Source organism: Hoylesella timonensis 4401737 = DSM 22865 = JCM 15640, from assembly GCF_000455445.1.
GTDB lineage: Bacteria > Bacteroidota > Bacteroidia > Bacteroidales > Bacteroidaceae > Prevotella > Prevotella timonensis.
In genome coordinates this window covers 36,647-50,633 of sequence record NZ_HG417097.1, presented here as the reverse complement: position 1 = coordinate 50,633, position 13,987 = coordinate 36,647, and the positions used below count along the sequence as shown (strand labels likewise).

The following is a 13,987-nucleotide window of genomic DNA, read 5'->3' as shown; positions in this document are numbered from 1 at the left end:
AAAAGAAAGAGATAGTTTGTTATGTTCCATAAAGTAACCTTTCTGGGGTGCTTTTGATAGACGAGAGTTCAAAGTTCAAAAAGTAAGTCAAGAGATAAGTTTAGACTAATTTCTTGACTTACTGACTTTATGAGCTGACATATTTTTTACTAAAGTTAATTTTGACTTAGGTCGAAACTAATTTTTTGACCAAAGTCATAACTGACCATTCGACTTAAGTCGCAACTGATTTCTTAACTTAACTCATAACTTATCTGTTTGCGGTATTGGATTATAATGCCTTTCAAGCATTGTTTGTATGTCGCTCTGTTTGTAAAGTATCTTCCCTCCGATTTTGTAGAAAGGAAGTATTCCTGCATTTCTGTACTCTTGGAGCGTACGTGTGCTGAGCCGTAATTGGCTACAAACCTCCTCGCCAGTGAGGTAAACCTCTCCGCCCAGCATCGGACGGGCTGTAGAACAATAACGCTTCAGTTTCTTCAATATTCCCTCCATCAACTGTGCAAACATCTGCATTTGAGGGTCTTGCTGTGTAATGATTTCTTTCTCTTCCATAGTTCATTCTGTGTTTGATTTCATTCATTGTTTGCATTCAGTAACTCTGCGATGTCGCTCTCCTTATAATAGCATTTATGCCCAATGATGGAGAAGGGTATTTTACCCGTATCGCGATAGGATTGCAGGGTGCGTTTGCTGATGCCGAGCCTGCGGCATACGGCTTCATTGTCGAGCCATTCGTCCGTTTCGGGCGGATTGCCGATAAGTTGTTCGATACTGTGGATAAAGTCTGCAAATTCGGAGTGGTGTCGCTCCCACGCTTTGCGGTCGATAATAATGAGTTTCATTGCCTTAATTTTGTTTTGATTACTTTGTTGTTGCTCGGCAAACAAACTGTTATGCAGTCCATTGCCGTACTTATCGAGTGCAAAAGTAAACCCTCGGAAGCACCGCTGCAAGAAATGAGGAAAAGCAGGGAAATGTTAGGAAAACAAGAGAAAAAACCACGAGAAAATTCCTCAGCGTTATTGCGGTAATGAGATGAGGTGCCGGCTCTTTCCTTTTATTGCATATTTGTTGGTCTATCGACAGTTCGATAGTTCGACAAATCGAGATGTCGAACTATCAATAGTTTGTTTTGACGATAGTTTGTCTTGACAACAGATAGTCTTGACAATAAATTGTTATGACAACAAATTGTTATGACAACAAATTGTTATGACAACAAATTGTACAGACAATAAGTTGTACAAAAAAAGGCTTGTCATATAATAAGATTGTCAAGACAATCGTTAGTTCTAACTATTGTTTCTATAATTCGCTTTTGCGTCCAAAGAGCCTGAGTATGCCGTATTCTTGTCGTGCCTATCTCTCTACGGCAGCCCTGCCCTGCAAGGTTGGGAGAGATAAATACGACCGCACGGATATTGAGAATTGTAGTACCGCCTTGAAAAAGAAAAATCCTGCGGTGGAGATTCTTCTCTCCATCCGCAGGACTCGACCTTGTCAGGGCAGATAGGCTGCCGTTGTACCTTTGCACGATAAGAAACGGCTTCAGGGGCTTTGCGTCTGCTTTTGCCTACAACGCCTTTGGGCTTGCTTCCTCCGCCAGTTTGACCGTTGGCAGGTTGTTGCTCTCGATGAGCAGCACAATCGTGCCTGTGAGTTCGGTGTAAAGACGGTCGTATTGTTCGCTTGCGGCAAATGTGTCCGTCAAACCGAACTTGTCGAATGTGGCTTGAATAGCCTTGTTCGACAACAGTATGGGTGCAAGTTTCTCAGGGAGCGGAGCAGGCAGTTCCCTCTCAAACTCGTTCTCCAAGACAGAAACAAGCGTGTCGTACTTGGAAAAGTGCAAGCCATAATACAATACCTCACTTGCTATGCTCTCTGCTTCGAGGTGCGAAAAACCTTGTGCCACTGCATCGCAGTAAGCAGTTAGAGCCATGTCTGCCCGTGCAGTGATAAACTCTGTGTCGTGCAATCTTTCAGGGTGATGCTCACTCATATAACTTCTTAATTTCAACCGAAAGTAGGAAAGTTCCAGCTTTTTGTTCTTTTTCATTTTGTCCTTATTTAGTGTTGATACTTAATGATGGTTTTTTAACGGTCTAAGAAAAATCATTTTATATTATGCTTGGCTTTCTTGGCGGACAGACACGCAAAGCCTTTCGCAGTTCCCTTGTGGTATTGCTGCCCATGAGTGGCTGCATCTCACGGGCAATTTTACTCTTGCTGACCTTTGCGTAAAGTTCGGTGGTGGAAATGAAACGGTGTCCGAGCATCTTACTGACGGTTTCTATCGGCAAGCCGTTCTCCAAGCAGATGGTTGTGGCAAAGGTATGTCGTGCCGTGTGCGAGGTGGCTTCGGTATGAGATGGGAGTCCAGCCTTGATGATGATGTCCCTTATCTTGCGGTTGAAATGGCTATTCGTGGGGAACTCACGAAAGAGCAAACCCTCCTTTCGTCCGTCGCTGACAATGGTGAGTATCTCTTCGGCAATGGGCAATAAAGGAACAATGCTCCTGTTCTGTGTCTTTGTGCGACAGAGCGATATGTACCTGCGCCCATCGTCAAGTGTGTAAACATCGTCCATTCGGAGTTTCTTTAAATCAGAAAAAGCTAACCCCGTGAAACAGCCCAAGAGGAAGATGAGCCTGCAATGGTTGTCCACCGAGCGGTGTGGGCGATATGAGAGAAGTTTGTGTAAATCGTCAGAAGTGAGGGCATTGCGCTCGTAGGTGGGCGTTTCAATGTCTATCTGCTCAAAAGGGTCTTCACGGATATATCGCTCTTGCAGTGCTTTTCGGATGACTTGATGCAGGTGGCGCAGACGATTGGAAACAGTGCTTTCCTTGTTTCCCAAGTCCCGCAGCATAAATAGGCGGTAATGTTCTATGAGGTCCTTGTCTGCCTCTTTGGGAAGACAGTCCCCGTTTCCCCTTGTTTTCAGAAATTGAACAAAGTTCTTCCTGCTGTCCCTAAAAGCCCTGACGGTAGCCTTTCCTATCGTCTTACCCTGCAATGCCTCCTTACTTTCACAGACGGATTGGTAAATCTCTATGAGTGTCGGGGTGGGCTTGTTTTGGTGCTGGTACTGCTCTTTGAGATATTCTGCCGTAATGTAGTTCTCTTCTCTTAACGTGAGTTCATAGAGTGCGTGAAGTCGTTCTTTTATTGAGTTCAGTTGCAGATTGACGGCATTCGCTCTGTTTGCCACCACTTTTATGCGCCCTTTCTTTGATTGCCAATCATTGGGAGAGGTGTACAAACCTGTTGAGAATGAAGAAGACGCACCATTGCAGGTGATACGGCAGCGTATAATGCATTCATTCCTTTCGCTTGTTTTGCTTCTGTCTATATAGAATAGAATTGAAAATGTACTTTTCATTGTTCTTGGACTTTTAGTTGATTAAACGATATTGTGCGATGAGAGGGAGAATCTTCTCCACATCCCGAAAGACACGCTCTGGTGAAGTCTCTGCATACACTTGTGTGGTTTTTATTTGGCTGTGTCCGAGCATTTTAGATACGCTTTCGATGGACACGCCTTCTGAAAGCGTCATCTGCGATGCGAAGGTATGCCTTGCCATGTGATAGGTCAGCGTTTTCTGAATACCGCAAAGCCGTGCTATCTTCTTGAGATGGATATTTACAGTGTCGCAGCCTGGTATGGGCAGCAGATACCCTTTTGGGGGTTCGTGGCGGAACGCCCTCGTATTAATGCCCCTGTACCGCTCAATGATGGCGGATGCTTCGGGTAATAGTGGAATGTGGCATACATTGCCCGTCTTCACTCTCGGCTTGCGTATCCAATCCATATCAGACTCGTGGATGATATGCTCTGCCGTGAGGTGGTACACATCCGTGTAGGAAAGCCCTGTATAGCATGAAAAGAGAAACATATCCCTCGACACCTGCTCGTAGCCTTGCAATTCTTTCTCACTTAATGCAGCTATTCGGTTTACTTCCTCCCTTGTAATGTATCGGGGTGTTCCAACGTCCCAGCGGATGGAATGACCGATAAAAGGATAGGTGTCTATGATGTGCCGTTTGTGCAGGTCTTTGAGCACGGATGCCAGCATAGTAAGATAACCAGCCGAAGTGTTGAGTTTAAAACCCTTTTCTTTGGCAAAATACTCCTCCAAGTCCTTGATAAGGGCTGTATCGACTTTTTGCACGGGAATATCGTCCACATGGTAGCGACATCTCAAAAATTCAGACAGATGCTTGCGGAAGAGCAGCAGACATTTCAGTCTTCTTTCGCTGCGGTCTATGCCAACTCGCTCACGGAAGTGGTCAATATACTCGTCCGCATGATGAAGCAGCCCCTGCGATTCGCTGTTTAACCCGAATACAAGTTCCCTTATCTTCCCTGCCGTGACAGTGTTGTTCAACTTGCCCGAAAGCGATTCATAAACTTGATGGACACTTACTTGCAGTCGGTCAAGTTCCCTGTTCACTGATACGGCTTCGGAACTCTTTCCTACAAGTCGCTGTTTACGACTATCCCAAATTTTTGGCGTACAGGCACATTTGCAACTGAACTGAACCATTGAGCGACCGATACTGATGCGTCCCATGATGGGACTTTTTCCGTTTTTGTCCTGCGTACCTCTTTTGAGGTAGAAAAGCAGCTTGATTTTTTCTTTTTCCATTGTTTTTTTGCTTGTAAAATTATACATCTCAGAGGAACTTAGAGCGATGCAAAACGTTGATAATGAAAGAGAAAACACCGTTTTAGTTACCACTTTTAGCCGTTCTTTTCCTTTCATCGTTTCTCGAACGATTTGGTAACTGAACTCTTGCTTTTTCACTCCTTTTTTCGCCTATTTACCTTGATGCAACCCAATGAGAAAGCAGGCAATATATCTTGTGTTTCAATCAGATACACATTTTTCTCCTTTTCTTGCTTTCAATTCCTATACTTCCGCATAAAAGGCAGCCAGCTCCGGCACCTTGATGAAGGTGCGGAACCGCTCTTTCTGGATAATCTCATTGGTGATGGAGAACTCATAGTCGGTCGATTTCTTGGCAAAGACTGCTGCCCAAGCATCAAAACTGTTGATACCCTGCTTCTCCAAAGCCTGCGGGCGCAGATACTTGAACAGAAGATACAGTTCCGTCAGACTATTGGAAATGGTCGTTCCCGAAAGAAACGTTGCCCCCAAGTCCTTGCCGGAACGCTCCTGTATGGTACGAATAGCAAAGAGCATGTTTAAGGCACGCTGTGAACCATCAGGATTGCCCAAGCCCGACACCCTGTCGTGGCGGGTGTTGAACATCAGGTTTTTGAATTGATGCGATTCGTCGACAAAGAGGTGGTCAATACCCATCATCTTGAAATCTACGGCATCGTCCTTGCGCTCAGCGATGCTGTCCTGTATGTTCTGTAACTTGGCATCAAGCGTCTGCTTGCGTTTTTCTAATCCTTTGAGCATCCCACGGGAAATCTCCGCTCCCTGCATACGTAGGACTTCAAGGTTTTCTTCCACAGAGTCCATCTCCTTCTGCAGGATAGCCTCCTGTATCTCCAAAGCTTGCGGTATCATGCCGAACTGCTCGTGCGTGAGTATGATACAATCCCAGTCGTTGTTTTTGATGTCATTAAAGATGCGCTGGCGGTTCTGCTTGCTGAAATCGTTCTTGCCCGGATAGAGAATCCTTGCATTGGGATAAGCCTTGCGAAAGGTATCGGCAATATCGAATACATTTGCCTTCAGTCCGATAATCATCGGCTTGTTAGCAAGTCCTAACCGCTTCATCTCATAGGCTGCCGTACACATGATAAGTGTCTTGCCCGCTCCCACCTCGTGGTCGCAAATACCACCGCCATTGGTTTTGAGCATCCACACGGCATCCTTCTGACTCTTGTAAAGGTCGGCAATGCCCAATCGTCTGAGGTCAAGGTCGGGAAACGTCTGGTGCGTACCGTCAAAGTTGGGTCGCACAAAACAGTTGAAAAGGCGGTTGTACCTGTCGGAGAGTTGCTGTTTGAAGGTATCAGGTGTGCGTCCGAGCCAATCGACAAAGCCCTGTCTGATTTCTTCAATCTTGGCATTTGCCATCTGTATGGCATGTCCGTCCCTTACTTTGATGGTCTTAGTCTCTCCCGTAACCTTATCTGTCACCTCCTTGCTCTTGTTGATGTCGGGAATGGTATTGTGCAGGGCGTGCTTCAGGAGATTGATGCCGTCATAGCGGCGGAACTCTCCCTGTACGGCATACTTGTGCCAGATATTAGCATTCTTTTGGTCGCAGACAATGCTGTACTCGTCCATGTTGGAATGGTAGGATACGTTAATATCTGTCTCGAAGAACTCTGAGGCAAACCTACCATAGACTTTAGCAGGTATCCAGCGTTCACCGAGATTGAAGTCAAGGTCTGCAAATGGAATGGGGGTTGGCGTGGCTGCACGTAGGGCAGCAAGGCTCTGCTTTGCTTCTTCGTGGTTGGGATGGTCCAAGAGCCACGACTCGATACGCTCCGCCTTTTCTATTACATTGCCCGAAATGAACTTGTCCGCCACCTCGTATGCGTTTTCTTCGGGATTGAAATAGATGCGACCTTCCAAGGAAGAAATGATGTCGCTTTCCTCCATATCAGGTAAAAGGGAACTCATGTAATCAAGTTCCACCGTACCATACTTGTTGAGCGATGCACCCAGTGCCTCCATTGGGTCTGCGGCAACGGTCAGTTCCGTGGTAGAAAATGCCGTAGGATGGTCAAAGATGTCCGCCTTGACGTACCTGCCGTTTTCGGACCGTTCCAAGAAAAGCATTTCCACACCTGTAGCATCCATCTTGATGATGTCGGTGTTCGCTTTCTGGTTAAAGTAGCCCCAGCGTGCAACATAGTCATCATATAGGTGGTTGAGTCTGCTGCGATCCTCCTTGTCTTCTGCATGGTTCTCCGCCTCGTAGTCATAGAGACGATGATAGCACTCCCGTATCTCGATATAGCTTTTTAGTCGGGAAAGCTGGGCATACGGCAAGTCCATCGGATTAAAGGTTGGATGTCGCCTTAAGTCAGAAAGAAAGCCGACCTGCCCTTTCTGCACGACAATGGAACCATCTCTCAGGTGAGAGTCCGGCAATGATAGAAAAGGGCGTGGTGAAGCGTCAAACTCTTTCTTAACCTCTGTTATCGGTTGTGGCTTCCGCTCTTCGGCTTCGTTCATAAAGTCAAAGAGGGATGGCTCAAGGTATGAAGGGGAGGCAGTCTTATTATTGCCCTTTCTTTTGGTTTTACGCCCCGGAGTGACAGTCGAGTGTGTTTCCTTGTTCTCCTTTCCTACTTTGTTTTCTGGATGCTTTTGGACTGTCTGAACCTGTGGTTTAGGGGCTTCCTTAATCTCGCCGTTCACGCGCTTTACTTCCTGTGTCCAGAGACTGTATTCCTCCGGAGCGAATAGTGAAGGCTGCTCCGTTTCCTGTCGCTCGTCCATGCTGTCCATCACCGGGTGGTGGTCATCATCGAAATAGACAGTCTGCCCGTTCATCTCCCGTGGGGCTTCCACATCGGTGCGGATTTCTTCCACTTCCTGCTCATATTGGCGGTGAAGGTTAAGCACAGGTACTCCCTCTGGGGCTGATTCTTCAATAGTAGAGCCTGCCTCTTGTATCTGTACTGTCTGCTCACCGCCCGTTTTATCAACTTGCTCACTGATTTTTTCAACTTGAACTTCCTCTTTGGGTTCTTCCGTGGAAAGGTTATCTTCCATTGTCGAAGTCTGAACTTCGGGTGCAGCCTTTTCCTTGATTTCCTCTGTCACCACTTCTTCTTTGGTATATTGTCCCCTGACGATTTCTTCTAGTTCGGCTATCTCGTGCAGTTTCTTGGGCGTAAAGTACAGGTCGCGCTCGATGCCCAGCCCATGAATCTTCACTTCCTCCATCTCGTCAAGCGACATATTGCCCAACTCCCAACCGTAGCCCATCGTGACAGCACCGAAACCTATACGGCTCTTAGGGTCGTACTCCAAAAGATAAGCCGTGTAAGCTCCCATCGGGAAGAAATAACGTGCGTAGGCGACCTTATCGCCTATCAATCCTTTCTCTGTGCTGTACAGTTTAGGTAGTCGCTTTCTGATGCTGTCGGGCATCAGATTATAGGCATTCTCTGCCTCCTTGTGCACTTTGGGATCCTCTTTGGGTAAATTTACCGTTATACCTAACTTTCTCAGTTGTTTTACGGCTTCTTTCTGCCGTTCCTCCTCCGTCATAGGTATGCCTGTTTCATAGAGTTTGCGGTTAAAGCGTTGCTCAACTTCCAAGGAGAGCTGTGTCCTGATACTCTCCGCCATATCGTCAATGCCACCATCGAAGCGATACTCCCATGCAGGTCTTCCATAAGGGTCTGTACCCATTATGCGCTCTGTGGCAATGGTGCGATGAGAAATGTCTTTCCAATCTCCTACAAAAAGAGAGTTATGCTTGAAGACGACAGAAGAGCCTTCTTCCTTGGGAACGGAAACCGTTTCTATGAACTGCTGCTCAATCCCCTCGCTGATTTCTTTACCTGTCTGCTTCTGCAAGACGATGAGGTCACTGCCTACGTCCGTTCCTGCATTATCTGAAAACATACCCGATGGCAGGCGTAAAGCAGAGATTAGTCGGCTGTTCTGCATCAGATAACGACGTATGGCTTCATTGCGGGGACTGTCCAATACACCCTGCGAGGTGATGAATGCCAGCAAGCCACCTTCCTTGATGCAGTCCAGACCTTTCACGAAGAAGTAATTGTGGATGGCACGTGTGGACTCGCGCTTTAGTGTATCCTTACCTCTACTGTACTCTCGGTCATAGACCATGAAATCCCCGAAAGGAATGTTACTTGTAATAAGGTCGTATTTGTCCTTATCTTCCAACTCCGCGATGGCTTCAAAGGGTTCTTGGCGGACAATGATATTGCCATGCCCATAAGGATGAATGGCTTGTGAGATACGGGCTGTAAGCAGGTCTTTCTCCATTGCATCGACCATTCCAGCCCTTTTAGCAAAAGTCTCGGTAAAGGCTCCCATGCCTGCCGAAGGGTCCAAGCAGCGACGTATGGGTACATCTACAGAAGTAAGCGCATCGGAAATGGCGGCAACGATACGGGTATCAGTATAGAAAGACGTGAGTACGCTTGCCTTGATGCTCTCCCAGTACCGCTTGGCAGTATTGGCATCAATGGCATCACGGTAAATCATCTGTTTGAGCCTTTGGGTAGGCTCGAAGAGTTGTTGCTCCGACTGGCTCCAATAGCGGAGGTCATCGGGGCTGTCACATCGGTTCAGCACGCATTTCAAACCACCGAAGCCCTGATAGCCATGCAATATTCCTTTTTCTGTTTCGGTGGCTTCACGGCGTTCTTTCTCCAAGCGAAGGACTATACGGATGGCTTCCGTGTTGGCTTCAAGGACGTTTTTCTTATTGTATGCCATAGTTTTTTCTTTTTAATTAAGGAGGAAAAAGGTCGGAAGATAACAGTATATCACCTTCCGACCTGTTCTGTTCCGCTTTGTTTCTATGGGGATTATCTCCCTCTTTGTTTTCCTTTCATTTTTTCAAATTCAAAAGAAGTGGTGTAATCTTCATTCAGTACCAGTCGGGCGTTGAACTTTTTACCTGCCTTACTGGTTAATCCTTTGAGAATGGGTGTACGTCCTGTGGTTAGCAAATCCCGGATGTAGTCCTCGGTGAGAAGCGTGCCACAAACCTCACGGAAGATATGAAAGTCACAGTCCTCATGTCTGCATTTGGCAACCTTGGCATAGATGCCCATGCTTTCAGTGCCACACTTGGGGCAGCGATAGGTGGGATAAGACTTCTGTTTGGGAGCCAGCGAGAGGAGTTCCTCGCAGATGGTACCAACGTAGGAGTTGATGCCTTGCGCGAACTTTTCGGGCGGCATTTGTCCTGCTTCAATGGCGGCAAGTGTCAGTTCCCAGCTTCCTGTCATCTCCGCATCAGCGATTCGCTTGTCCTTGACAATCTCATAGACAGCCAAGCCTTTTTCGGTCGGTATAATTGCTTTCTTGTCCCTTCGGATATAGTCACGCAGGATAAGTGTTTCGATGATGTTGGCACGGGTAGCTGGTGTTCCTATGCCGCATTCTGCCATAGCTTTTTTGCTTTCTGTATCCTCGACCTCTTTCCCAGCATTCTCCATTGCTGAAAGTAAAGTAGCTTCCGTATAGAGTGGTTTTGGCTTGGTCTTATGCTCGGTGATTTCTGCATCAAGTACAGGCAAGTTTTCTCCCTCTATCAGGTTTGGCAATGAAGACAAAACCTGTTCTTCACCCCCTTCTTTCTTTTCAGCTTCCGCTTCTTTACCTTTCTGCACGGCTTTCCAGCCCAAGGAGATTTGTCGGCATGCCTTCCAAGTAAAGATATTGGTGTCGTGAGTGAATCGTACCTGCATACGCTCTTCTTCTGAATCGGGAGAAAAGGCTTCAATGAAGCGATTAACCACCATTTGATAGATAGTTGTTTCATCTGCCGATATTCCTGAAGGTGTTTCTCCTGTAGGAATAATGGCGTGGTGGTCAGTAATCTTGGCATTGTCCACCGAATGACGGTTAAGCGGAGTCGGAAGTGTTTCTCCTATCTTGCGGAGCAGGGAGGTTACTTCCTCGAAAACATCCTCACTGATGTATCGGCTGCCTGTGCGGGGATAGGTCGTGATTTTCTTCTCATAGAGGCTCTGGGCAATCGAGAGGGTCTTGTCTGCTGAAAAGCCGTGGCGTCTGTTGGTTTCCTTCTGCAAGGCAGTAAGGTCGTACAAGAGTGGTGGTGACGTATGTCCCACCTTTCTTGCGGCCGATTCAACTTTAAGCTGGCTCTGACTGCGAAGCGAAGCAAGAGCAGTCTGTGCCAATGCTTCATTCTCATAGTCTTTACAGCCAACGGCTTTCAGCGATATGCCCTCTTTCTCCATGAGTGCGTAGAGTTTCCAATAAGGTACGGAAGAAAAATCATGGTTCTCTATGTACCGACGGCAGACCATAGCAAGGGTTGGAGTCTGTACCCGTCCCAAGGAATAGCCGCCTTTGCGGACGATGGACAATGCACGGCTGGCATTGATACCCACGAGCCAGTCGGCTTCGCTTCTTGACTTGGCGGAGTAATATAGATTGTCGTAGTTGTTTCCCGGTTTGAGATTGGAAAGTCCTTCACGAATGGCTTTGTCCGTCAATGATGAAATCCAAAGACGGTCGAAAGGCTTTCTGCAACCAAGATGTTGATAGATGTAGCGAAAGATGAGTTCACCCTCACGTCCTGCATCGGTGGCTACGATGATGCGGTCTGCTTTGTCAAAGCAGGAGCGTATCACTTTGAGCTGTTTAAGCGCTGCTGGCTCGGATATATACTCCTTGTCCTTACGCACTTGTCGTACAACTAACAGGAAAGGATTGGGACGGATGGGCAGATCTTTGGCTTTGTAGGCAGAAAAGCCGTAGGCTTCAGGCATAGCAAGGGTAATAAGGTGTCCCATTGCCCATGTAACGAGATACCCACTTCCTTCTAAATATCCATCCTGCTTGTTCGTTGCCCCTACGATGCGGGCAATATCTCTGGCTACCGAGGGTTTCTCGGCAATAATACATATATTCATTTGTTTTTATAATTTTAATTTGTAACTTTGCACCAATATATTTTCTGCACTTTGTGTGGAATATCATCAGGCTTTGGTATAATCAGTCATATACTGCCTTTATTGATAAGTTTTACAGCAGATTGTTTGACAATCTTAAGTTTTACCAGAAAGGAGGAACAGTCTATGAATTCAAATTATATTATATTGGCTCTTGGGGTTGTGGCAGATAAAGACCTTTGTACATAAAGATGATATATTCCTAATACATATAGTGATTAACCCCGCTGCCGCCACATACAGAGACTCGCAAAAGCGAGTCTCTTGTTTTTTAGATCTTACGTCCGCGACGCTGTTGTTTCTTCTCGTCCTGTTTCTGCTTTTGGGCGGCAGTGGGCTGTGTCTGCCCAGTCTTCAATGGCTCTTTCACGTTCTTCGTAGCTTCGTTGGTCTTGCCGTGGTTGTTCACGGCTACCTGCGTCTTGTGTTCTTCTGCCACAGCTACCACCTTTTCCTTGCCAGCATCCTGCTTCTTGTCAGGATTCCACTTGTAAAAACGTGGGCGGTTCTGCTCCTTGTCCATACGGACGTAGGCATTGAAGGACTTGCCCTCCTTATCGACCATGTTCTTCAAATAGAGTGTGCGACCGCTATCCAAGGCTTCACGCTGCTTCTCGGATAGTTCCAAGCCGCAGAGCTTGTGGGGTGCACCCTGCTGCTGTGTCTGCTGCTGATGCTCCTTGAAACCACGGTTGTTGTCAAAGATGAACTCAATGCCTTTCTTCTCGGCATTGACCTGAAGCGTGGCATTAAAAGACTTGCCGCTCTTGGCAGTCATACCTTCCACTTTCACGGCTTTGCCTTCCACAAGGTCTTTATATTGCGCATCTGAAAGCGAGACGCCCTTGATCTCCTTGGGAATGTTCACACGGTCGGCACGCAGGGCGACAATTTCGTTGGTCTGTGGATCGATGGAGATATAGGCAGAAAAAGCATTGCCGTTCTTGGGCGTTACTTCGATTGTCTTGCCAAGGTTGCCCGTAGTGAGTAGTTGTTCTTTCTCTTCGGGCGAGAACTTGTAGCCCATATAGGGGAAGTCGAGCTGTGGCTCCTTTCGTAAAGGGTGGATAGCTAAGCCGACATTGCCGCTATCGTCCGTGCGGAAAGCAAGACGTGCTTCAGTGTAGATAGTTGTATCACCAATAGGTACGGCAATAGTAACAAGGTTACTCTTCTGCCAAGAAAGCATCTTTTCTAACTCTCCACTTTGTTCCAGTCGTTCACGGGTAAGACCGAGGTTGTCGAGTTGCTTCCAATCAATCTTTGATTCATCAATGACTGTGGCGTTCTTCTTTTTCGGCAGATAATCGTCAAAGGATACTCCAATTTCTGTCAGTTGCTGTTTGCTTTCTGGTTTTTCACGACTTTGCAGCATGGTGCGCAGGTTGTCCACGCTCTGCTCAACATTGCTTGCCAATACCTTGTACAGTCCAAAATGAGTCGGATTATTGAACTGTTTGAGGAAGTTAGTCATGAAGTTCTTCAGAAGTCCGTCCTTGTTGTTGAACTTCAAGAACGCTGCTTGATTGGCAGCGATTGCCTCAGTTGTTTTAAGGTTTCCCTTGTCGTCGATACCCGATACTACGGAGAGTTTTCCCGCTTCCTTTTCGTTCTTCACTTCCGTGCGGTCTTCCAAGACAAGCACATAGTTGTCATTGTTGTTTGATTCCATAATTGTTTGTTATTGAGTGAATAAATTGCTATCAAGCAGCAAAAATATAGGTATATAAAGAAGGTGAAAAATTTTCGGGAAAAACGGGAAGCATAAGGGAAAAGAAGGAAAAACAACACTTCTTCCCTTTTATTCCACATAAAGGGAAGAAATATTATATTTTTGCGCATAAAAACTTGGTTATCTGGATGTAATGTATTATATTTGCAACTGCCCATTGGGGGTGAACTTAATAAACTAAAGTGCACAATGGATTATTTGAAGATTCCATTAGATTTGTCTGTCGCTTTGAAGGGGACTTTGGCGAGATGCTCCCCCGAAGAATCTATTGCGCAAAATATAATGCTGTTAATCGTGTCACATCCTGGAGAAATTTTCGGGAAATATGAATATGGATCGATTATTTGGGAGTTGGAATTCAATCAACTGGTTAAAGTCAGAGATTGGGAAGAAACGGTAAGAAATTCCCTCGTGCAATCAATCACGGCTTATGAGCGACGGCTAAAAGATGTTCGTGTGGATGTGCATCTTTCTGAGATAGAGGAGGACCTGTTGGGAAAGAATCCCAATATTCGCCGTCAAGCCAGTATTACGGTTCATGCCCAGATAGAATCAACAGACATTCCTTTTGTTTTTAACACTTTGGTTTATATCAGTCCTTTATCTCAATAAATCT

10 protein-coding genes are annotated in these 13,987 nt (G+C 46.3%); 2 read left to right on the top strand and 8 right to left on the bottom strand.

The annotated features are described in order from the left end of the window. Nucleotides 1-243: 243 nt before the first annotated feature. Nucleotides 244-555 (bottom strand): helix-turn-helix domain-containing protein, encoded by a 312-nt coding sequence (locus BN35_RS08630; protein WP_044071396.1) that lies wholly within the window; start codon nucleotides 553-555, stop codon nucleotides 244-246. Between the two features lie 20 nt (nucleotides 556-575). Next, nucleotides 576-845 carry a helix-turn-helix domain-containing protein gene (locus BN35_RS08625; protein ID WP_028901319.1) on the bottom strand — a complete coding sequence of 90 codons (270 nt, stop codon included), beginning with the start codon at nucleotides 843-845 and terminating at the stop codon, nucleotides 576-578. Between the two features lie 497 nt (nucleotides 846-1,342). Here BN35_RS08625 and BN35_RS13820 point away from each other — a divergent pair, with 497 nt between their 5' ends. Beyond that, entirely contained in the window at nucleotides 1,343-1,516 is a 174-nt protein-coding gene (locus tag BN35_RS13820; protein WP_165444218.1) for a hypothetical protein, read from the top strand. A 60-nt stretch (nucleotides 1,517-1,576) separates the two neighbouring features. On the opposite strand, the gene BN35_RS08620 is transcribed toward BN35_RS13820, so the two are convergent. The 6 genes from BN35_RS08620 to BN35_RS08595 form a co-directional block, all read right to left on the bottom strand. Then, nucleotides 1,577-2,062 (bottom strand): DUF1896 domain-containing protein, encoded by a 486-nt coding sequence (locus BN35_RS08620; RefSeq protein WP_025073274.1) that lies wholly within the window; start codon nucleotides 2,060-2,062, stop codon nucleotides 1,577-1,579. A 61-nt stretch (nucleotides 2,063-2,123) separates the two neighbouring features. Continuing rightward, a complete protein-coding gene (locus tag BN35_RS08615) occupies nucleotides 2,124-3,389 on the bottom strand; it encodes a site-specific integrase (protein WP_044071394.1) in 1,266 nt (421 codons plus the stop codon). A gap of 13 nt (nucleotides 3,390-3,402) precedes the next feature. Next, the gene (locus tag BN35_RS08610) at nucleotides 3,403-4,656 is read right to left on the bottom strand and encodes a site-specific integrase (protein ID WP_025072618.1); all 1,254 of its coding nucleotides are present in this window, start codon (nucleotides 4,654-4,656) and stop codon (nucleotides 3,403-3,405) included. Between the two features lie 264 nt (nucleotides 4,657-4,920). Continuing rightward, nucleotides 4,921-9,426, bottom strand: coding sequence for a DUF2958 domain-containing protein (locus BN35_RS08605; protein WP_028901316.1), 4,506 nt, complete (start codon nucleotides 9,424-9,426; stop codon nucleotides 4,921-4,923). Between the two features lie 92 nt (nucleotides 9,427-9,518). Continuing rightward, the gene (locus BN35_RS08600; RefSeq protein WP_025072617.1) at nucleotides 9,519-11,600 is read right to left on the bottom strand and encodes a type IA DNA topoisomerase; all 2,082 of its coding nucleotides are present in this window, start codon (nucleotides 11,598-11,600) and stop codon (nucleotides 9,519-9,521) included. A 310-nt stretch (nucleotides 11,601-11,910) separates the two neighbouring features. Continuing rightward, a complete protein-coding gene (locus BN35_RS08595; protein WP_025072616.1) occupies nucleotides 11,911-13,311 on the bottom strand; it encodes a DUF4099 domain-containing protein in 1,401 nt (466 codons plus the stop codon). 249 nt (nucleotides 13,312-13,560) lie between these two features. Between BN35_RS08595 and BN35_RS08590 the strand changes: the two genes are divergently transcribed. Continuing rightward, a complete protein-coding gene (locus tag BN35_RS08590) occupies nucleotides 13,561-13,983 on the top strand; it encodes a GPW/gp25 family protein (protein WP_028901269.1) in 423 nt (140 codons plus the stop codon). The last annotated feature ends 4 nt before the right edge of the window (nucleotides 13,984-13,987 follow it).

What these genes read in the sequence shown, in the direction of transcription:
- BN35_RS08630 (WP_044071396.1), bottom strand. Translation starts at nt 555, where the DNA reads ATGGAAGAGAAAGAAATCATTACACAGCAAGACCCTCAAATGCAGATG.
- BN35_RS08625 (WP_028901319.1), bottom strand. Translation starts at nt 845, where the DNA reads ATGAAACTCATTATTATCGACCGCAAAGCGTGGGAGCGACACCACTCC.
- BN35_RS13820 (WP_165444218.1), top strand. Translation starts at nt 1,343, where the DNA reads ATGCCGTATTCTTGTCGTGCCTATCTCTCTACGGCAGCCCTGCCCTGC.
- BN35_RS08620 (WP_025073274.1), bottom strand. Translation starts at nt 2,062, where the DNA reads ATGAAAAAGAACAAAAAGCTGGAACTTTCCTACTTTCGGTTGAAATTA.
- BN35_RS08615 (WP_044071394.1), bottom strand. Translation starts at nt 3,389, where the DNA reads ATGAAAAGTACATTTTCAATTCTATTCTATATAGACAGAAGCAAAACA.
- BN35_RS08610 (WP_025072618.1), bottom strand. Translation starts at nt 4,656, where the DNA reads ATGGAAAAAGAAAAAATCAAGCTGCTTTTCTACCTCAAAAGAGGTACG.
- BN35_RS08605 (WP_028901316.1), bottom strand. Translation starts at nt 9,426, where the DNA reads ATGGCATACAATAAGAAAAACGTCCTTGAAGCCAACACGGAAGCCATC.
- BN35_RS08600 (WP_025072617.1), bottom strand. Translation starts at nt 11,600, where the DNA reads ATGAATATATGTATTATTGCCGAGAAACCCTCGGTAGCCAGAGATATT.
- BN35_RS08595 (WP_025072616.1), bottom strand. Translation starts at nt 13,311, where the DNA reads ATGGAATCAAACAACAATGACAACTATGTGCTTGTCTTGGAAGACCGC.
- BN35_RS08590 (WP_028901269.1), top strand. Translation starts at nt 13,561, where the DNA reads ATGGATTATTTGAAGATTCCATTAGATTTGTCTGTCGCTTTGAAGGGG.